The 21348-nt window shown below is 38.6% G+C and carries 15 protein-coding genes and 1 tRNA gene; 12 read left to right on the top strand and 4 right to left on the bottom strand.

Annotated elements, in window-relative coordinates; genetic code table 11:
• Positions 1-293: 293 nt before the first annotated feature.
• The 8 genes from glyQ to nblB all read left to right on the top strand — a co-directional run bounded on the left by glyQ (position 294) and on the right by nblB (position 8108).
• A complete protein-coding gene (glyQ, locus tag VB797_RS30090) occupies positions 294-1172 on the top strand; it encodes a glycine--tRNA ligase subunit alpha (protein ID WP_323241445.1) in 879 nt (292 codons plus the stop codon).
• Between the two features lie 57 nt (positions 1173-1229).
• Positions 1230-1709, top strand: a complete 480-nt coding sequence (locus VB797_RS30085) for a DUF4079 domain-containing protein (protein WP_323241444.1) — start codon at positions 1230-1232, stop codon at positions 1707-1709.
• 95 nt (positions 1710-1804) lie between these two features.
• Positions 1805-4156: a ComEC/Rec2 family competence protein gene (locus VB797_RS30080; protein ID WP_323241443.1), complete on the top strand. Its 2352-nt coding sequence runs from the start codon at positions 1805-1807 to the stop codon at positions 4154-4156.
• An 82-nt stretch (positions 4157-4238) separates the two neighbouring features.
• A tRNA-Ser gene (locus tag VB797_RS30075) sits at positions 4239-4325 on the top strand.
• A 184-nt stretch (positions 4326-4509) separates the two neighbouring features.
• Positions 4510-5571, top strand: a complete 1062-nt coding sequence (locus VB797_RS30070) for an SGNH/GDSL hydrolase family protein (protein ID WP_323241442.1) — start codon at positions 4510-4512, stop codon at positions 5569-5571.
• 242 nt (positions 5572-5813) lie between these two features.
• Positions 5814-6857, top strand: coding sequence for a M42 family metallopeptidase (locus VB797_RS30065; protein ID WP_323241441.1), 1044 nt, complete (start codon positions 5814-5816; stop codon positions 6855-6857).
• A gap of 82 nt (positions 6858-6939) precedes the next feature.
• Positions 6940-7404, top strand: a complete 465-nt coding sequence (locus VB797_RS30060; protein ID WP_323241440.1) for a CBS domain-containing protein — start codon at positions 6940-6942, stop codon at positions 7402-7404.
• Between the two features lie 47 nt (positions 7405-7451).
• Positions 7452-8108 (top strand): phycobilisome degradation protein NblB, encoded by a 657-nt coding sequence (nblB, locus tag VB797_RS30055; RefSeq protein WP_323241439.1) that lies wholly within the window; start codon positions 7452-7454, stop codon positions 8106-8108.
• A 106-nt stretch (positions 8109-8214) separates the two neighbouring features.
• On the opposite strand, the gene VB797_RS30050 is transcribed toward nblB, so the two are convergent.
• Positions 8215-8601, bottom strand: a complete 387-nt coding sequence (locus tag VB797_RS30050; RefSeq protein WP_323241438.1) for a hypothetical protein — start codon at positions 8599-8601, stop codon at positions 8215-8217.
• Positions 8602-8867: 266 nt separating this feature from the next.
• Between VB797_RS30050 and hslO the strand changes: the two genes are divergently transcribed.
• Both hslO and VB797_RS30040 read left to right on the top strand, forming a co-directional pair.
• Positions 8868-9773: an Hsp33 family molecular chaperone HslO gene (hslO, locus tag VB797_RS30045; RefSeq protein WP_323241437.1), complete on the top strand. Its 906-nt coding sequence runs from the start codon at positions 8868-8870 to the stop codon at positions 9771-9773.
• A gap of 156 nt (positions 9774-9929) precedes the next feature.
• Entirely contained in the window at positions 9930-11996 is a 2067-nt protein-coding gene (locus VB797_RS30040; RefSeq protein WP_323241436.1) for a chromosome segregation ATPase, read from the top strand.
• Positions 11997-12297: 301 nt separating this feature from the next.
• Here the strand turns inward: VB797_RS30040 and VB797_RS30035 are convergent, their stop codons facing one another.
• The 3 genes from VB797_RS30035 to VB797_RS30025 all read right to left on the bottom strand — a co-directional run bounded on the left by VB797_RS30035 (position 12298) and on the right by VB797_RS30025 (position 18674).
• Positions 12298-16368, bottom strand: coding sequence for a DUF4011 domain-containing protein (locus VB797_RS30035; RefSeq protein ID WP_323241435.1), 4071 nt, complete (start codon positions 16366-16368; stop codon positions 12298-12300).
• A gap of 86 nt (positions 16369-16454) precedes the next feature.
• Positions 16455-17951 (bottom strand): C-3',4' desaturase CrtD, encoded by a 1497-nt coding sequence (gene crtD, locus VB797_RS30030; protein WP_323241434.1) that lies wholly within the window; start codon positions 17949-17951, stop codon positions 16455-16457.
• A 153-nt stretch (positions 17952-18104) separates the two neighbouring features.
• Positions 18105-18674: a Uma2 family endonuclease gene (locus tag VB797_RS30025; RefSeq protein WP_323241433.1), complete on the bottom strand. Its 570-nt coding sequence runs from the start codon at positions 18672-18674 to the stop codon at positions 18105-18107.
• Positions 18675-18852: 178 nt separating this feature from the next.
• Between VB797_RS30025 and VB797_RS30020 the strand changes: the two genes are divergently transcribed.
• Entirely contained in the window at positions 18853-20142 is a 1290-nt protein-coding gene (locus VB797_RS30020; protein ID WP_323241432.1) for a pitrilysin family protein, read from the top strand.
• 281 nt (positions 20143-20423) lie between these two features.
• The gene (locus VB797_RS30015) at positions 20424-21287 is read left to right on the top strand and encodes a fructosamine kinase family protein (RefSeq protein WP_323241431.1); all 864 of its coding nucleotides are present in this window, start codon (positions 20424-20426) and stop codon (positions 21285-21287) included.
• The last annotated feature ends 61 nt before the right edge of the window (positions 21288-21348 follow it).

Raw genomic sequence — 21348 nt, 5'->3', positions numbered from 1 at the left:
ACATAGTACCCAGAGAATATCTTTGTGTCAACTCTTTTTTCAAAGTTTTTTTGAATTATTTTTGGCTTCATCGCTCAATGCCTTACTCTTCAAGGGTTTTGCGCTAAAAAAAATTTTCCTTGATGGTACTTCTGAGTGGGATTTCACCTCGAAGGACTTGGAATAAACTTTCAAACTCAATTCAAAATAGGAAGCTTGGCGCAGTTTTAAGTAGAAGAGCCGAAAAAGTGTTCTTGACGCTTCAAGTTTGAGCAACAATAGTTTATGCATTGTTGGCTTAACGGAGAATAACTATGAATTTTCAATCTGCGATCGCGGTATTACATGAATTCTGGGGCAATCAAGGTTGTTTGATTGCTCAGCCTTACGATATTGAAAAGGGAGCGGGGACTAAAAATCCGCACACTTTTTTGAGGGCTTTAGGACCAGAACCGTGGTCTGTGGCATATGTAGAGCCTTGTCGTCGTCCTACAGACGGGCGCTATGGAGAAAATCCAAATCGTTTTCAATACTATTATCAGTACCAAGTTTTGATAAAACCTTCACCAAATAATATCCAAGAAATTTATTTGGATTCGTTGAAGGCTTTGGGGATTCGTCCAGAAGAACACGATATTAGGTTTGTAGAAGATAACTGGGAAGATGCGACTGTTGGTGCGTGGGGAACTGGTTGGGAAGTTTGGCTGGATGGGATGGAGGTTACTCAATTTACCTATTTCCAGCAGTGTGGGGGAATTGATTGTCGTCCAGTATCGATTGAAATGACTTATGGACTTGAGCGATTAGTCATGTACCTCCAAGAAGTAGAAGCAATTACCAAGATTAATTGGACGGACACCATTAAATATGGAGATGTTCACCTCCAAGGGGAAATTGAGCAGTGTACCTATAATTTTGAAGCTTCAAATCCTCAGATGCTGCTAACTCTATTTAATATGTATGAGGAAGAAGCCAAGCAATTAACGGATAAAGGTTTGGTTTTACCTAGCTTGGACTACATTATGAAGTGTTCTCATACTTTTAATTTGTTGGATGCAAGAGGTGTAATTGCTGTCACGGAAAGGACTCGCTACATTGGTCGAATTAGAAGTTTGGCAAGGAAAATAGCACAGCTTTATGTAGAGCAGCGAGAAAAGCTAGGTTTTCCATTATTGAAGAAAGTAGCTACATGATATAAATGGCTAAATCCTCTGCAATAATTTTTATATTGCGACGCGGATTTATAAAAAATGCCTAATCTGACTGAAATACTAGAACCTATTGCAGCTTGGTTTCGTTCTTTGGGTGTTCCCGAACCGATAGTACATTGGGGACATCCGGCAATGATGGCAATTGTAATCTTTGTAATGGCTACCTTTGTAGGAGTTACAGGTTGGCGATCGCGACTTACTGAAGATAAAGAAGTTGCCGTTCACAGTCGTAACAGTCATCGTAAACTGGCACCGTGGATGTTTTTATTTATGATGCTGGGTTCCCTTGGGGGAGTTTTATCCTTAGTGATGCAGCATAAACCAATTTTGGAAAGCTCTCATTTTTGGACTGGTTCAATTGTATTGATACTGTTAGCAATTAATGCCACAATTTCCTTAACAAAATTTGGTGGTAATCGCTCAGGTTTACGAGCGCTTCATGCTTACTTAGGCAGTACTGCGCTTTGTGTAATGCTTTTACACGCTGTATTTGGTTTTAGATTGGGCATATCTATTTAATTGATCAACCAATTACTGCTATTTTCTTAATTTTCTACCCTTCGTTGTTGAGGAAGGGATAAAATTTTTTATTGATTAGTTTTAAAAAAAACCGAATGATTCAAGCTTCTGGTGTAATTATCTGTCTTGGCTATATTTTAGGGTTACTTTTAAGTACAACTCCTTGGGGTGGAATATTAATACTGTGTGTAAGTATAATTGCAGCAATTATCTTTCAAAGACGACGTATTGTTTCTAAAAAATTTGCGTTACAAAAAACCAAATCTCAAGAAGCAAACAAAGCAGCACATACCTTAAAAGCTAGTCCTCATCCCAGAATATTCTTAATTGCTGGTTTATTAGGATTTTTAGCAACGGTATATTTTCAACTGCGTCTTCCCCAACCCGAAGCTAAAGACATTAGTCATTTTGTTCCTGTTGGCAATAGTAAAAATCAAGAACAACTTGTAATTGTTCGAGGGGATGTAGCAAGTATACCGCGCTTAACTCGTTCTGGAAGCGGACAATTTTGGCTGCAAGCAACTCAACTTTCCGAAGTTACGAATCAACGAGAAGAACAAAAAACTAGTAAAGAAGTTTCAGGCAGGTTATACGTAACAGTACCGTTACTAAAATCTACTGGCTTATACCCAAATCAACAAATCGAAGTAACTGGAGTCTTGTATAAACCTAACTCAGCATTCAATCCCGGTGCTTTTGATTTTGAAAAGTATCTACAAAAGCAAGGTGCTTTCGCAGGCTTAAGTGGAAGACAATTAAAATATTTTGACAAAGAACACCAATGGGGATGGTGGAAGTTGCGACAGCGAATAATCAGTTCGCAAGTTCGTTGGTTGGGTGTTCCAGAAGGTCCGCTTGTTAGTGCTATGGTTTTAGGAAGCAAAGCGGTTGATTTACCATATTCGACTCGTGACTTATTTGTCCAAACAGGATTAGCTCATTCTATAGCCGCTTCTGGATTTCATACTTCGTTAATCTTAGGTTTAGTTTTAAGTTTAACCAGACGTTTTACCCGAAAAACTCAATTTATTTGTGGCTGCTTAGCGTTAATTATATTCTTAAGCCTGACTGGTTTTCAACCTTCGGTTTTGAGAGCTGTAATTATGGGATTTGCAGCTTTAATTGGTATTGGGTTGAAACGAAAGGTTAAACAGTTAGGTTCATTGATAGTAGCAGCAGCTCTATTATTACTAATTAATCCGCTTTGGATTTGGGACTTGGGGTTTCAACTAAGTTTTTTAGCAACTTTGGGCTTAATTACGACAGTACCATCGATAACAAAATATTTGGGATGGCTACCACCAACCATTGCATCTTTAATTGCAGTTCCCATATCTGCTACCATTTGGACTTTACCTTTACAGCTTTATGTCTTTGGAGTTGTACCAGCTTATGGAATATTACTGAATATTATCAGCACACCTTTAATATCTGTGATTAGTATTGGTGGCATTATCAGTGCTGTCGCTGCACTAATTTTCCCTTTTGCAGGAAGCGTTTCGGCAAGCGTCTTACATTACCCAACCGATTTATTAATCAAAATAGTAGAATTTTTCCGCAACTTGCCAGGAAATTCAGTTGCACTTGGTACGATCGCAATTTGGCAAGTCCTAACTATTTACGGACTAATTTTCTTAACTTGGCAGATACGCTGGTGGCAAAGACGCTGGTTTGTAGCAGCTTTAATTTCTATTGGTTTGGTATTTATTCCTGCTTGGCATTCGGCGAATAATTTGTTTCGTATCACCTTATTAGCTGCGGAGAGAGAACCAGTTTTAGTCATTCAAGACCGAGGCAAAATAACGGTAATTAATAGCGCAGAAGAAGATGTAGGACGCTTTACTGTAGTACCCTTCTTACAGCAGCAAGGTGTAAATCTAATTAACTGGGCAATCGCGGTGGATTTTCAAAACGATGGTAGCAGCGGTTGGTTAGAAATAATAGACCGTTTACCCATAAAGGTTTTTTATGACTATCCCAGTCCAAATACTGTTTTGACTCAAAAAGCTATTCAGGCGAAAGTACAGCAGGACAAAGGAATATATCAAGTTTTATCTTTAGGTCAAACGGTGAATACTGGTTCGGCAATTATAAAAATGATTAATAATAAATTGCCCATCATCCAAATGCAAATTCTTGATCGCTCTTGGTTGTTTGTCGGAAATACCGAACCAAACGAGCTACGTCAGCTAATAGAAACCCAAAGCTTACCCCGTCCGCAAGTCCTGTGGTGTCCGACCAAATCCTTAAAAGAACTAGTTATTGCTCTACAGCCAGAAGTTGCGATCGCACCAAATCCAGATCTTGAAGCTAAGGATGTATCGATACTCAATCAAAGTAAAACCCAGTTATTCTTCACAGGACGCGATGGTGCTATTCAATGGACACCTCAACGACTATTTGAAACTTACGTTCAGAATGCCGAAAATATGACTTCCTTACTATAATATTTTCTTTGACTCTAGTTTATGTGTTGATAAATTCAATCAACATATGATATTTTATCAGGATAGGCAAAATATGCCTTATGGAGAGGTGGCAGAGCGGTTGAATGCGGCGCACTCGAAATGCGTTATACCCTCACAGGTATCGGGGGTTCGAATCCCCCCCTCTCCGTTTAATAACAAGTTGTAAAGATACTATAAATTAATTTATTTATCTTATGAGGAATATACTTAATTTATAGATCAAATAGTACACTCAGGAAGCAAGTTAGATCAAAACTGTCTATCTTCCCTTTTACTTCTGTTTTAAGGAGTGGCAATTTTGATTGTTTACCTGATAAAAAAATAAAAATAATATGAAAAGAGCATTTGCAGCAGCAGGATGCGTTCTATTTTCGTTTATGCTGTCGCCTAAAGCAATGGCTGGAAACTTCAGCCAATTCTACGTATTTGGCGATAGTCTCTCAGATACAGGTAATTTATTTAACGCTACAGGAGGTTTGGTAAGTCCCGCAACAGCGACTCCTCCCAGCCCTCCTTACGCTCCAGGACGTTTTTCTAATGGAAATATATGGGTAGATTTTGTTGGAGACGAGATAGGATTAACACCAACTACATTTATACCACCACAAGCAACTATTCCTACACAAGGTGTTAACTTCGCTATAAGTGGTTCTTCTTCTGGTTTGGATAATGCTTTGGCTCCCGATTTAGGTTTACCGGGAGTTTTAGGACAAGTTAGTTCATTTACTCAAAATTTACAGGCAAATAATCAACAAGCAGATCCAAATGCACTTTATACCGTGTGGGGAGGTGGTAATGATTATTTGTTTGGTGGGATTACAGACCCTACTCAAGTAGTCAATAATCTATCAAATTCAATTGAGTTATTAAGTCAAGCAGGTGCTAAAAATATTGCCGTATTTAACTTAACAGATTTAGGTCAAATTCCATTTGCGATCGCGACAAACACTTCTGCTCAATTAACTCAACTTACCCAAAGTCATAATGCATTATTAGAGCAAGCTTTAGATGGTTTTGCCGCAAATACAGATGTCAATATTATTCCCATTGACGTTAATTCTTTATTTAATCGAGTAATAGCCAATCCACAAGAGTTTGGTTTTACGCAAAATTCAGCTAGTTCTTGTGTGGTAGGGTTTATAGGTGACATTATAGATGACTGCCAGAACCCCAAAGGAATTGTTTTCTCTGAATCTATAAATCCCAACGAATTTATATTCTTTGATGCTTTCCATCCGAGTTCAAAAAGTCATCGTTTACTAGCGGATGCAGCGTTGAGTGCAATTAAACATAAAACTGTCCCCGAACCCTCTACCTTGTTAAGTACGTTAGCAGTTAGTGCAATAGGTACGGCAGGAATATTAAAGCGCAAACGCAGAAAATTATTACGCTAAATAAAGTTTTTGATTAATATCTAACCGATTGTAGATGGTAGAAGGTAGGTTGGGTTAGGCGCATTTATAAGTATGGTTTTTCACAAATATTTAGTTGAAGCGCCGTAACCTAACATTTGACTATCGGCATTTTGTATCAGTCCTTAATCATAATGTTGGGTTACGACACGATATTGTATATTATCGTTACAAGTTAAATTTAGTTTTCGTATCTAACCCAACCTACCGATCACAAACTAATAATGTCGGATTACGAGCAGCTATTTGAAATAATCGCGGAATTAGTCATGCATCATTCTCCGAGTGGCGCAGAAACTGAAATTAACCAATACTTGATGCAACGATTTACCGCTTTAGGTGTAGAAGTATGGCAAGATAGAGCCGATAATATCATTGCCAAAATTCCGGGAAAAAGTTCCGAGTACCCGATCGCAATTACCGCTCATAAAGATGAAATTGGCGCAATTGTCAAGACTATTGGTGAAGCAGGTAAAGTAGAAGTCAGAAAGTTGGGAGGTGCTTTTCCGTGGGTTTACGGTGAAGGTGTAGTCGATTTACTCGGAGATAATCAAACTATTAGCGGTGTTCTCAGCTTCGGTTCTCGTCACGTATCTCACGAATCGCCGCAAAAAATCTTTCAGCAAGATGTCGCTGTAAAATGGGAAGATGCTTGGATTGAAACGAAATGCAGCACCTTAGAGTTAGAAAACGCTGGAATTCGTCCGGGAACCAGAATGGTTATCAGTAAACATCGCAAGCACCCGATTCGATTAAAAGATCACATTGGTAGCTACACATTAGATAACAAAGCTTCGGTCGCTATATTATTAGCTTTAGCAGAAACTATAAAACAGCCAGCAGTCGATGTATATTTAGTTGCTTCCGCGAAAGAAGAAGTAGGAGCAATAGGAGCGCTTTATTTCTCTCAAAATCAGCGTTTAGATGCATTGATAGCTTTAGAAATTTGTCCGCTTTCTTCTGAATACCCTATAGAAGACGGTAAAAATCCGGTAATACTGTATCAAGATAGCTACGGGATTTACGATGAAAACCTTAACGGACAGTTACGTGATTGCGCGAAACAACTAGATATGACAGTACAACTAGCAACATTAAGCCAATTTGGTAGCGACGCTTCAATTGCGATGAAATTCGGTCATGTTCCTCGTGGTGCGTGTTTAAGCTTTCCCACCCAAAACACTCACGGATATGAAATCGCACATTTAGGGGCGATCGCCAACTGTATAGATTTATTGAAACAGTTTTGCGAAACTGAGTTTGAGTAATTAAGTAACGATGTATTAACCCTTTGAGCTTCAGACCCGCAATTTCTTACAATGATTGCAGTGTATATAAAAAAATAAATAAATGTTAAAAACCGTTGCTGAAATAATGACACGCGACCCAATAACAGTAAAGGCAGAAACTCCTTTGCGGGAAGCAATTAAAATTCTGGCAGAAAAACGTATTAGTGGCTTACCTGTTGTAGATGACGCGGGTGAATTAATCGGCATTATTTCGGAAACAGATTTGATGTGGCAGCAAGCTGGTATTACTCCACCGGCATACATTATGATTCTCGATAGCGTGATTTATTTAAAAAATCCTGTGGAATACGAACGCGAGTTACATAAAGCTTTAGGGCAAATAGTTGGAGAAGTAATGAGTAAAAAACCGATTACTATTTCATCCGACAAACCCTTAAGAGAAGCTGCAAAAATAATGCGCGATCGCAAAATTCATCAGTTGCCTGTTCTTGATGATTCCGGGCAATTAGTTGGCATTCTGGCATTAAACGACATTATTCGTGAAATGGCGAAATCTCAAGCATAGTAAAGCTAACAATTAATAGCCAGCACTTTAATAACAGAGATTTTTTTATGACTATTACTCCCGATACCGTAAAACAAAAGCTAGCAAGTGAAGATTTGGGCGATCGCTTGCGTGGAGTGAATGAAATTCGTCAATTAGATCCAGCAATTGGCTTTGAGCTAGTTCAAAGTGCGATCAAAGATAAAAATGCTCGCGTGCGATACTCTGCTACAAGTCAATTCGATACTTTGGGAGGACAAGACTTGGATAAATCCCTCAGTATATTGCGCGGGTTGCTTCAAGACCCGGAAGCAGACGTACAAGCAGCAGCAGCAGACTGTTTGGGAGGTCTAAAGTTAGTAGCCGCTTTCGACGAATTGGAACAACTTTATCAATCTACAGGTGAGTGGATTGTCAAATTAAGCGTGATTGCAGCTTTGGGTGAGTTAGGAGAACCACGAGGTTTTGAAATGCTCAAGCAAGCGCTTTCAGAAGAAAATGACTTAGTAAAAACCGCTGCAATTAGTTCTATGGGAGAATTGGGAAACACCCAAGCAGTATCGGTTTTAGCCCCTTATGCTGCTAATTCAGATTGGCAAATTCGCTACCGAGTTGCTCAAGCTTTGAATCGCTTAAATACTCCAGAAGCTAAACCTGTTTTAGAAAGTTTAGCGAATGATGAAGTTGAAGCGGTCGCAGAAGAAGCGAAAAAAAATCAAGCTTGATCGCTCGGAGGATGCGGTTGAGCAATTAAGTAGTCATACAAAACAAATTATCTATTTAGGAGAGGGAACTGGGAGCAGGGAATGGGGAATAGGGAATAGTTAATTGTTAATTTCCTTTTGATTTTAAATATTGACGTAAGCTAAATAAATTTACGCTTTGTCCTAAAGAAAGCGGTAGAAGAGATATCCCTTCCAAACGAGACTGTACCCAACCTTCTCCCCAATACCACTCATGAAAGCCGTCAATTCCTTGACTTAAAAGTAAACGTAAGCTATTTGGAGTTGCGACATCTACTTGGTGATGAATTGATACGGGTCCGACACGAGTGGTGAACTCGAATCCAGAATACAATTCTTCTGGCATTCCTGAAGGAAACCTACCAGTAGACAACCATTTTCCTAGTTGCTTTGGATGCAAAAGGCTTTCAGTAATTGCCTGTTGTGATGCATCGATTTCTATCCGCAGCTGACTTTTTTGAAAACTACCGAACATTTTTTACCAAATTATTTGAGTTGATAATTTATAGTATGGCGAAAATTCGGTTAATGTTTCCTGATTAAAAAAAATTACGTCGAGTTGTACTACTGCTGTACCGTTAGATTATTTAATTGAAGGAGTAGGAAGTAGAGAAATAAATTCCATTGTTGAGGCAGTTTTATATTTTTTGCCTAATAAGCGTTTTAATAATCTTGAAATCTCTCAAAACAAACATCTTACAATAGATAAAGTTTGTATTTTAAGAAATGTAAGGTTAGCCAATGGCGGATCAATTAATTCGCGCCACAGCAGCGGACGGTGGAATTCGTGCGGTAGGTGCTATTACGACAAAATTAACCGCAGTTGCACGAGAACGTCACAAACTTTCGTATGTAGCAACAGCGGCATTGGGTCGGACTATGACGGCAGGTTTATTGATGGCTTCTAGCATGAAGCGTGTAGACTCAAGGGTCAATATCCGAATTAAAGGTGACGGACCCTTGGGTGGTATATTAGTAGATGCAGGGTTAGATGGAACTGTACGCGGTTATGTAGGAAATCCAAAGGTAGAATTGCCTCCTAATGCTCAAGGCAAATTAGACGTTGGGGGTGCAGTTGGAAATGGGTTTTTATATGTAGTCCGCGATATTGGTTACGGCTACCCTTATTCGAGTACTGTAGAACTAATTTCTGGTGAAGTGGGAGAAGATGTAGCTCATTATTTAGTAACTTCAGAGCAAACACCTTCAGCTGTCGTATTAGGCGTTTTTGTCGGAGCGCAAGGAGTAACAGCAGCAGGAGGTTTGTTATTACAGATTTTACCTAAAGCAGCAAGAGATGAAGCCTTGGTAGAAATTTTAGAATCCCGTGTAGCAGCCCTTCAAGGATTTACACCTCTGTTACAATCAGGAAAAAATCTTACAGAAATTTTTCAAGACCTTTTGGGAGACATGGGGCTTAATATTTTTCCAGAAACCCAGATATTACGGTTTCATTGTAGTTGTTCTTTTGACAGAATGTTAGGAGCGTTAAAAATTTTGGGAGAAGCAGAACTAGAAGATATGATTGCCAAAGATGATGGTGCAGAAGCAACTTGTGATTTTTGCGGTGAGGTATACCTTGCCAATAGCGATCAGTTAGCCCAGCTAATTGCCGATTTGCAAGCAGAGTCTTCTGTATCGCAATGAAGGTATAAAAAAAGACGGATAAAAATCAGAAGTAATGGTATCTATGGAGATATCCGGCTGTAGAGATAGCTTTTTTATAAGTCAAAAGGTTACTATAGCAACAATTTCGCTTCCTCGAATCGACGAACCCTTGTTAATATAAGTGTGGTGTGAGAGATGGCAGAACGGGATACCCCAGAAGACTGGTCATCAGCGAGAAGAACGCAGTCAGATGAAATGACTCGATTATTCAAAACGGAACAATCGGCTAGTCGTAAGTCTGGTGTCCCGATTACTGGTTCTAACGCTAATTCAGTGTCAAGTAAAAACAAAAGCAATTCAAAAAAATTGACTTGGCAAAGTCATTCAAAAAAAACTATTCCGGCAAAGGGTGATTCAAGAAAATTACCGCGCTGGCTCACGAGTTGGGTTTTGTGGACGTTCTTATTAGCGTTCATTCCCGGTACAATTGGATTTATGGCAATGGCAATTCTGTTAAAGTTGCCGTCAGCCCCTAACTGTCCTTCAATTTTCTGGCCTTTGGCTAGTGCTTCGGTACGAATACACTGTGCGGAGTTAGCAGCTTCTAAGGAAACGGTCAAAGATTTGCTGCAAGCAATTGATTTGGTCAAGAATTTGCCAGCAAGTCATCCATTGCATTCGGAAATTAACCGTTATGTGGAAGAATGGTCTCGTAAAGTATTGGAATTAGCCGATGAAAGTTTCCAAGAAGGTAAATTAGAGGAAGCGATTGAAATTGCTCGTAAATTACCCAAAGATCTTTCTGCATCTAAATTGGTAGATGGTCAAATTGACAGTTGGAAGTTGATTTGGTCAAAAGCTACTGGTATTTACAAAGAAGCAGAAGGTGAAATGCGCGAACAGCGTTGGAATCAAGCTTTCATGGTGTCGGCAAAATTGCTACGTTTGGATAATAGATTTTGGGCAAGTACTAAGTACGAAGAATTAAATAACTTAATTGTTTCAGCTAAAGAAGATGGCGAAAAATTAGCACAAGCTGAAGGTTTAGCTAAGAGTAGAAATGTAGATCAAATACTTAGAGCGATTAAACTAGCGCAATCGATTGGCAAAAGCAGCTACGTTTATCAGAAAGCTCAAGAAGCAATTCCAGATTTTGGATTAAAGATACTGGAATTAGCCGAAAAGAAATTAGAGCAAAGGGATGCAGACGAAGCTATTTATATTGCTCAAAGAATTCCCCCTATTTCTGGAATCGAACCAGAAACAACAGATTTTATCTCTTTGGCTGAAGCGCAACGAAACGCTTGGACTGGAACAGTTTCCGGTTTAGAAGCTGCTATTAGTTCCGCACAGCAAATTGATTCAAATCGACCAATTTATCAAAAAGCTCAGAAATTGATTGCTAGTTGGCAATTGGAAATACAAGATGTTTCTCGTTTGGAAAAAGCGCGAACCCTTGCAAGTCAAGGAACAATTGGGAATTTATCAGCCGCGATCGCTGAAGCAAAACTGATTCCCACAAACAACCCTCGCGGTCAAGAAGCCAGAAAAGAAATTAATGATTGGGCTTCTCAAGTCCAAACTATTGAAGATAGACCGTTTTTAGATCGTGCTGAAGAGCTTGCATTATTTGGAGACACTTCCTCCTTAAAAGCAGCGATCGCCGAAGCAAATAGAATTGGTCGCGGACGAGCTTTGTATCGAGAAGCACAGAAAAAAATAGTGAGTTGGACTGGCAAAGTTCAGCAAGCAGAAGACCAGCCTTATTTAGATCAAGCCCGATCGCTTGCAAATAGCGGTGATTTAAATAACGCAATTAATACGGCAAAACAAATTAGGTCGGGAAGAGTACTATCGCGACAAGCTCAAAATGATATAAATGAATGGCAAGCTGAAATTGCCGCCAGAGATAATTGGAGAAGAGCGCGAGAAGTGGCTTTAGGTGGAACTCCAAATGCTTTATCACAAGCAATTAGGTTAGCGCGACGAGTACCTAGAGGTACGGGTTTACGCTCCGATGCTAGAGTTGCGATGGATCGGTGGAGTCAGCAATTATTAGATATAGCTCGCACTCAAGGTCAGTCCGATATCATTCGTGCGATTGAAACAGCCAAATTGGTTCCCCAGGGTACGCAAGCTTATGGTGCAGCGCAAGACCAAATCCGTACCTGGCGTGATTTTTTGAATCCACCCGAACCAGAACCACAATTCATTGAGCCAACAATTCCCGAACCCCAACCAGAAACTGGTAATACTTTGTAATCAGTGAGCAGTTACCAGTTATCAGTTACCAGTTATTTATTCGTAGAAGATTAGAGAATATTTGTTCTAACATTTCTTTAAATTACAGATGAAGCCCTCTTTTATGGAGGGTTTTTTGCTTAGGGAACATGGGTAAAGCAGTTTTTATATATAGCAGTAGCCGCAACTGTCACTTAGGGACTTCCAAAAAATAATTTATCAACAATAGTGCGAGCATCTGGCTCCGTATCTCAAGCGAGCAAGATGCTCGCACTACCTAATATGAATTCCGTCATTAGATATTTTTTAATTTGTAAGTCCCTTACTTGTTTATTTGTTGTAGTTGTTCAATCTTTTCTATCAAAAGACGAACTTGAGCGGGTTTGTTACGAAACCAATCTGTTGACCAAATTCGATGAATTTTCCAGCCTAATCTTTCTAGAACTTGTTGTCTTAAACGATCGCGATCCCTTGCGGTAGGAGAACTATGATAAGATGCACCATCGCATTCAATTCCTAACAAAAACTCACCCGGACGATTTTTATTGACTACTCCTAAATCAATTCGATAACCGGAGCATCCTACTTGTGTACGAAGAATATAGCCTTTATCTGCTAATGCATGATAAACATCTTCTTCAAAGGGCGAATCAAATTTTAGCTTGTCAGTATAAACATTACCTTCAAGTCTTTCGCCACCGCTAGCAACATACTCTAAATAATCGCGTAGTAATCTTATACCTTCACTTTTGGTGCGTGTGGTATCTATATCACCAGCCACAATCGAAGATACTAAAGTAAGCTTTCTTTTTGCTCGTGTCACGGCTACATTTAACCGTCTTTCTCCACCTTGTTTAATTAGAGGTCCAAAGTTAAGAGAAAACTTCCCTTGAGAATCGCGAGCATAACCAACGCTAATTATAATTGCATCTCGCTCATCACCTTGAACATTTTCCAGCGCTTTGATAAAAAACTGAGGTGAATTATCGCTGCAATTTATTTCTAATTCGGGATATTCTTTTCCCAAAATTTCTATTTGCTCCCCAATTGCATCAGCTTGAGCTTCACTAAAAGCAATAATACCAAGTGATTGGTCGGGAAACTGTTGAAAATGTTCTAATGTAAGTTGAGCAACTACTTCTGCTTCCCGTTGATTGTCCCTGCGTCCACCGCGATCATAAATACCATCGGGAACGTGTTTAAACCATACTCCCAAATCTGGATTTTGAACTGGGTTAGGAAAAGTTACTAATTGAGAATCGTAAAAATGTTTGTTGGAGAAAGCAATCAAACGCTCATCTTGGCTGCGATAGTGCCATTTTAAAGTACGTCCAAACATAAAATTTGAACATTCATCTAAAACGCTTTCATAACTTGCATCATCTTCATCATCTGAATCTTGCTCGCTGTCTCCGGTTGAGAAGAATGAGGTGGGAGGTAGCTGCTTGCGATCGCCAATGATAATAACTTGATCGGAACGGATAATTGAAGGAACAACATCTTCTGTGCGAAGTTGAGATGCTTCATCAAAAATAAGAACATCAAAATGAACTACATCAGCATTAACATATTGACTGACGGAAAGCGGACTCATCATCCAGCAAGGTTTTAAAGCTTTGACAAGATTTGGAATTCCCTTTTGTTTATCGTTGAGCAATTTACGAATGGCTAAATGTTGCCGTTTTTTAGTTACTTCTTTTTTCAACTTTGGTAATTCAGCTTGAATAATTGAAGTTTTTTCGCATTCTTCCCAGCGTTGGAGGTGATGCTGTTTTAAACGTTCTTTAGCAGCATTAAATTGGCTATAGTCGAGTGTAGCAAATTCTTTGATTTGTCTTTCGTGTACCTCAACATTAAAACTTTTTAGCTCAGGTTTTTCAGCAAGGATAGCATCAAGACATATTTGATAAATCCGTTTTTCTAAAATTGGGAACCAAAGCTTAGATTCTAAATTATGTTCGCGTAAAGCATCTAAAAGTTTTGTAGCTCTCAAATTTTTGAGTTTTTCGTAGGTTTTTTTGTATGTTAACCATCCTTGAAAGTCAGATAGTTCTGATTGAGCTAAATTGAGGAAACTTTCTAATTCTACGAAAGTAACTTTATTTATAGGTAAATAAGAATCTGTAATATTACTTTCGTTAAAGTAAGATAAGAGAAAATCTAAACCCTGCTTGATATTGTTATGAGTTAATTCAAATTTATGAACTAATGCCTCAAATTCCCGCCTCTTGTTAGGAAAATTTATAATATTTTCAATAGAAGTATTATCAAACGAGTATTTATGTAATTTAGTTAACCATTTTAAAGCATCTTTAATTGGCTTTAACTCGGTTTTATTAGAAAATTGTGGGCTAAATAAAGACCCGAAAATCTGATGTGCAGGATAGTTATTTTCATATAGTTGGTTTCTTACTGCTTGTACTTGAACAGCTATTGCTAAATCGCGCTTCAATTCATTGAATAATATATTACTATTTTTAATATGTAATTTTTTCAAATATTTAAAATCGTTTTTATATTCATAATTAAAAACGCGAAATAGCCAAAAGCTGCTATATCTCTGAAATCTATTATTCAAAGCAGGCAATTCAGAACCAAATAACTCAGAATCATACTTTTGTTTTACAAGTGGCTCATTATCTTCCAAATATTGAATATTTTCTTTTAACTGACTGTAAGCATTTTGAGCAATAGATATATCTATCCCAAAACAATTTTCTGGCAGATGAAGTGGAGCTTTTAGTATATGAGAAAAGGCTGGATAATAAGTATCTAAAGATTCCGGATTAGATAAAGGCTGAATCCGCAGCTTTGCTTGAAGTTGTTCGCTAATTTCTTGTATAGAATCAATAGCTTGTAGCAAATCTTGAATTTTTTCTCGAATTTCCAATTCAAGTTCGTAAGAATAAGAATTAATAGAGCTTTTTGCCCAAATAGTTGTTTTATCTCCTTTAAAAAAAGGTAAAAATTGTGCTAACTGGTTCAATAAATCTTTTGCTTCTTGCAATCTATTCGGATTCCACTGGCTGAAATTAGAAAATATAACATTTATATTCGGAACTCCTTGATGCTCTTTTCTTAAAAGTTCGCCAAAAATCTCAAAAGGTGATTTATCTAAAGGCTTTTGTTTGGAATGTAAACTTGTAAGATATGAATTTAGCGATTGACGAGTAGAAACCAGTCTTTCAAAGAAAAGATGATGATTTTCTGCTTCAGATACTTGTGAAAGATCATCAATTGTTTTCGATAAATTATTTACAAGTTCTCGTTTATCTGTAGTGCCGCTATGGTGTAGATTAAGACATATATGTTCTAAACTACATTCAGCCATACGTTTATAAACAACGCTGAGTGCAGTCTCTTTTTCAGCAACTAATAAAACAGATTTACCATCACCAATAAGTTCGGCAATCATATTTACAATAGTTTGACTTTTCCCCGTTCCTGGTGGTCCTTGAACAACAAAACTAGAGCCAGATTTTGCAGCTTCAATAACAACTTGTTGGCTAGAATCAGCATCAAGAATTTGAAAGATTCGTTCCGGTTTAACTTGTAAATCTAAAGCTGATGCAGCGATGGGTTCTTGATAATTAGACTGATAATTATTCAAATCTCCACTAATTGCTTGCAAAATTGGGTGAGAAAATATCAGAGCTTCATTTTCAACCATGTCCCGAACCATTGCAGCTTTAGCATAAGAGAATAATGACAAAAATACATTCTCTTTAATTTCCCATGTCTTGTGTTCTACCAAAGCTTCACGGACTTGATCGATAATTTCGCTGTGATTTAATTCCTGTAATGTTTCTGCTTCTGGAAAATCAATCCCAAAGTTTTGTTTTAACTTCTGTCCCAAAGCAGGATTTAAAACAATATCCTCATCCAAGACAGATAATTTATATGCATCTTTTCTCGGCTCCTTAATTAGTTCTACAGGAACTAAAATTAGTGGTGAGAGTAAAGTATCTTCTGGTTTATCTTTGTCATACCAAGTCAAAGTTCCCAATACCAGAAATAAACTATTTACTCCTCGTTCCTCAAATGAACGTCTTGCTTCACCACGAATTTTTTTGAGCCGTTTTAGTTGCTCGTTACCTGTTTGACGAGTGATTAATTCTAAAGAATTATTTTTCCCTGGTAATGCTTTAATTGTTTTTGATAAGGAAATATCTTGATATTCGCTATCAAGCATTTGAAATTTAAGTGACTTTTTCCCTTCTGTGAGATTTTTGAAGAGAATATCTAGCTCATCTGTCAAAATCTCCAAACTTCGGGGACTATCTTGCTTAAACTTGATTAAAGGATTCCGTCTTCCCAAATCAGCCAGCCCAGCTTTCCATTTGGCAATTTTATCAGTGAGTTTTTGTTGAGTATCTGAAGCAGGCTGTTGCATACAAGTTTATCCAGTAAATATACGTATAATTAAATATTATACTTATTTTTTTGTGTATATTTTAGGCATAATGTAATACAACTTTGCTAACTCTCAATCTGTCTCACCACTGTCAAAGCTGAATAACTGACTCCCGCAGTACCTTCACCGGGATGAGTTGAATCACCCACCAACCACAAATTCTTGATTGGTGTACGATTGGCAAAACCAAAGGGGCCAAAAGTCGGAATTCTTTGACCGATTCCACCGACGATTCCTTTATCCCTAGCGGTAAAGTTAGCAAAAGTCCGGGGTGTTGCTGCTTCTACATGAATAATCGTTTCTGGTTTTAGGTAGAAAAACTTACTAAGATGAGATATGGCTTGTTGTGTAAAATCTTGCTTTAAATATTCGTAATTTTCGTCATCAAACCATCTATCTGCATCAACAAAAGAAGAAGCAATAATTGTGGCTTTCCCCGCAGCAGCACGACCATCACCGGGACGACTCACAGAAACAAACAGCGAGTTATTTTCGCCAATGAGACCCTTGGCATCGTAGAGAAACTGTAGGTGTGGCGGACATTCGGGGGGAATCGCACTTTGGTCAACACCCAAATAAATGACAAATGCACCGGATGCCGGGGGTAACTTTTCAACTCGTTTTTTATAACCCCTGGGAGCTTTTTCTCCGAGCAACTGGACTAAATTTTGAACTGTAACATTCGCAACTACATGGTCTGCTGATTCAGTCCAAGATTCTCCTTTTCGATCGCGAATAACTACCGCGCTAACTCGATTGTTTTCTACTTTAATCTGTTCTACTGTATGACGCATCAATAACTTGCCCTCGTCTCTTTTAAGGGATTCTACTAGGCGACCGCTCAATACCTGCATACTTCCTTCCAGGTGGTACAATCCTTGCGGTTCTTGAGATACGCTCAATGCAGTTGCCGCATAAAGTAGCGCCGTTTCTTCTGCATTTACTTGGGAATATAGCTTTAACTGCAAATCTAAAAACGTTCTTAAACGTTGATTTTTACCTTGTCCGGTGAAACGTAGAGCATCTCCAACAGTAAACAAAGTATAGGGGACAGTAATTAAAGTATCCGGACGCACGGCGGTAGTTAACTGTAGTAAATCCCACCAATTACGTGGCGGTAGTACGGGGTCGCGGGCTTGAAATTTCCAACTTGCTTTGAATAACGTTGAAAGTAAATTCCAAAAAGGTTCGCTTCCGGGGAACTGTCGCGATCGCTCTTCTTGCCATTTCTGCGGATTGCGCCAAACGTTGATAGGAGTAGTTTCTCCAGGTAAGTATACCGCACAAGCAGGGTCACAAGGTGTAGCTTCGGGTAGGTCTATTTCTAACTCAGAAAAAATACGGTGATGAATTCCTCCTGGTTCCAAACCCGCGACTTGAGTAGCACCAACATCAAAAGTAAAGCCCTTGCGTTTGAAAGTGGAAGCACAACCTCCCGGTACAATCGCTTGGTCTAAAATTAATACTTTGTAACCTCTACGTGCTAATAAAGCGCCAGCGGTAAGTCCGCCAATTCCAGCGCCGATAACGACTACACGGGATTTCCCCTTCCCTTTTGACATTGATGTTTAATGTTTAGTTTAAATTTCTTAATATATTTATTATTTTATAGCTTTTGGGTTGTTGTGGGTGTTGGGGATAATTATAAGAATGGGGTGTTGTATGATAAACCACAATTTTGGGTTATTCTGCGAGATTTTGGAGACGTAGCATTGCTACGTCTCTACACGCATCTTCAACCAACCAAAAACTTCCTCTGCTGTTAACTCAATATCAATATTATCCAAGACAGTTAATTTATCGCTACCTTGAAATAATTCTGGTTGTTGATTGGGTAGAAAAATTAAGATAGATTTATCATCAGGGTCAACCAACCATCCAAGTTGACAACCATGTCGCAAACAGTGAAGGATATTTCCCGTAACTTTATTAGAACTTTGTTGTGGAGATAAAATTTCTATTGTCCAATCTGGAGCAACAAGTACATCATCTACAGGTTCTCCTTCTTCATCAAATTCAATCCGATTCCAGCTAAGAATTGCGACATCAGGCACAATCGAACGTCCGCCAAAAGTACATCGCAACTCTGGAAATGCATAAGCTATCTGCTTCTCTTCAGTAACATTATTAATCTTGGTAGTAAACTTTGCCTGAAGTCTAGAGTGGCGAGTTTTTGGCATAGGTTTTTGAATAATTTTACCGTTGATATATTCGCTGGCGGGTTTTGTTTCTGGAAGCTTGAGAAATTCTTCTAAGGTTAGAGTTTTTGAAAATGTTTTTACCATTAAAAGTTTCTTCAAATAAATAAAATTAGATGACTATAGTGTTTTATCATTTTATGATACGTGCATTCTGCCCGCTTTGTGCTAAAAAAAACGACCGACACATTCTATTCCCTATTTAAAGTATTTGAATAAGTTCTAGTTATGATAAAGAAGTAAGACGCTCGATTCATAACTACAAATGTCCTCAACTCTGCTAGAATTTCCTCGTCTAAATGCCCCGAAGCTACGACACTTACCAAATGGTTTGACGATAGTAGCAGAGCAAATGCCGGTAGAAGCGGTTAACCTCAATTTATGGGTTAACGTGGGTTCTACTGCTGAAAGTGATGCGATTAACGGTATGGCTCACTTTTTAGAGCATATGATTTTTAAAGGAACTAAACGACTCGCAAGCGGAGAATTTGAACGTAGAATTGAAGAGCGTGGTGCCGTTACCAATGCCGCTACCAGTCAAGATTACACTCATTATTATGTAACTGCTGCTCCTCAAGATTTTGCAAAACTAGCACCTCTGCAAGTTGATGTCGTAATGAATGCTCGCATTCCCGATGATGCTTTTGAACGGGAACGTTTGGTAGTGCTGGAAGAAATTAGACGGAGCGAAGATAATCCCCAACGTCGTAATTTTGCCAGATCGATGGAAACTGCTTTTGAAAAGTTACCATATCGTCGTCCGGTATTAGGACCTGAAGCGGTAATTTCTCAACTTAAAGTAGAGCAAATGCGCTCTTTTCACGCTCAGCAATATCAACCAAAGTCAATTACTGCTGTTGCTGTAGGTAATTTACCTGAAGAAGAGTTGATTGATATTATCGCTGAAAGCTTTGCAAATGTGGAAACGCGAGATATAGGTAATATAGAAACCCAAGATATTGCATCTTTACAGCCAGAATCAGCGTTTACGGAAATTGTTCGTAAAGAATGCGTTGACGAAAGCCTCCAACAAGCAAGATTAATTATGATGTGGCGGGTTCCTGGGTTAATGCAGCTAAGTCAAACTTATGCGCTGGACGTGCTTTCAGCGATTTTAGGACACGGACGCACATCCAGATTATGGAACGATTTACGCGAGAAACGCGAACTGGTTAACTATATATCTGTAAGCAATATGACCAATCAGCTACAGGGAACTTTTTACATTGCAGCTCATTGTGAGGTAGAAAACTTAGCTGCTGTAGAAGAAGCAATAGTTGAACATATTCGTAAAATTCAAACACAAATAGAACAATCAGAAATCAGCCGAGTTCGCAAACGTGTAGCCAATAAATTTATTTTTGCCAACGAAAGACCAAGCGATCGCGCTAATTTATACGGTTACTATCAAACATTAGTGGGTGATTTAGAACCAGCTTTTGATTTTCCCTATCATATTCAAGCGCAAGATGCAGATACTTTGATGCAAGCTGCAAAAACATATTTATCTGCTGATGCTTATGGGGTAGTGGTGATGAAACCGGGAGAAAGTTAGGAGTTAAGAGTTAGGAGTGAGGAGTTAGGAGTTGGAAGTGAGGAGTGAGGAGTTAGGAGTGAGGAGTTAGGAGTTATAACTTTATTACTTATTTCTAATTTTATTTTATAGGATAGCGATTTCATCTTCATTAAGTAAAATCCTATAGGGCTTGCGATGCTTGTACCATAAAAGTTTTAATTCAAATATTGTGTTTTATTTAGTTGTAAAATACTTTAGGATTCTAACTCCTAACTCCTCACTCCTAACTCCTAACTCCTAACTCCTAACTTTTTTAAACGATGTGGACTGAAATTGACGCTCAAATTAGCCAAGTAACTGGCGAAAAATTCCAAACTCAGCAGCGACGAAGTGTTTCCGGTGGGTGCATTAATCAAGGTTATTCTTTAACTGATGGTGCGCGGTCTTATTTTGTGAAGTTAAATCAAGCTTCCCAAATAGCGATGTTTGAAGCTGAAGCTTTGGGTTTACAGCAAATGTACGATACTAATACCATCTGCGTTCCCAAACCTATTTGTCACGGGACTGTGGAAAATTCCTGCTACATCGTTTTAGAGTGGTTAGAAATGGGTAAAGGTGACAGTAAATCCTCCGAAGAGATGGGACGGAAGTTAGCTCAGATGCATAAAAAATTCGGTAATAAATTTGGTTGGGATATAAATAATACTATTGGTTCGACTCCGCAAATTAATACTTGGACGGAAAATTGGGTAGAATTTTTTACTAAACATCGGTTGGGATATCAGTTTAAATTGGCAAAGCGTCGTGGTGGTAGTTTTCCTCAAGGAGAAGAGTTATTAAATGCTATTCCAGAGTTATTAGCAGGACATGAAGTGCAGCCTTCCTTGGTACACGGGGATTTGTGGGGAGGAAACGCTGGATTTACCGATTTGGGAAAACCCGTAATTTTTGACCCTGCAACTTATTATGGCGATCGCGAAGTTGATATTGCGATGACGGAGGTTTTCGGCGGTTTTCCGGGGGCTTTTTATCAAGGTTATGACGAAGTGTTTCCTTTGAATGATGGGTATGAGAAACGCAAGACTTTGTATAATTTGTATCATATTTTGAATCACTTCAATTTGTTTGGTGGTGGATATGGTTCGCAAGCGAATGGGATGATTTCGCGGATTTTGCGGGGGTAAATAATGCCCTCAGACTGGAAGTCTGGGGCTATACAAACAAAGCCCACCTGCGTGGGCTAGA

This window comes from Rivularia sp. UHCC 0363, assembly GCF_034931125.1.
Lineage (GTDB): Bacteria > Cyanobacteriota > Cyanobacteriia > Cyanobacteriales > Nostocaceae > Rivularia.
The sequence above is the reverse complement of the archived record's forward strand: the minus strand, read 5'-3'. Positions and strand labels throughout refer to the sequence as shown.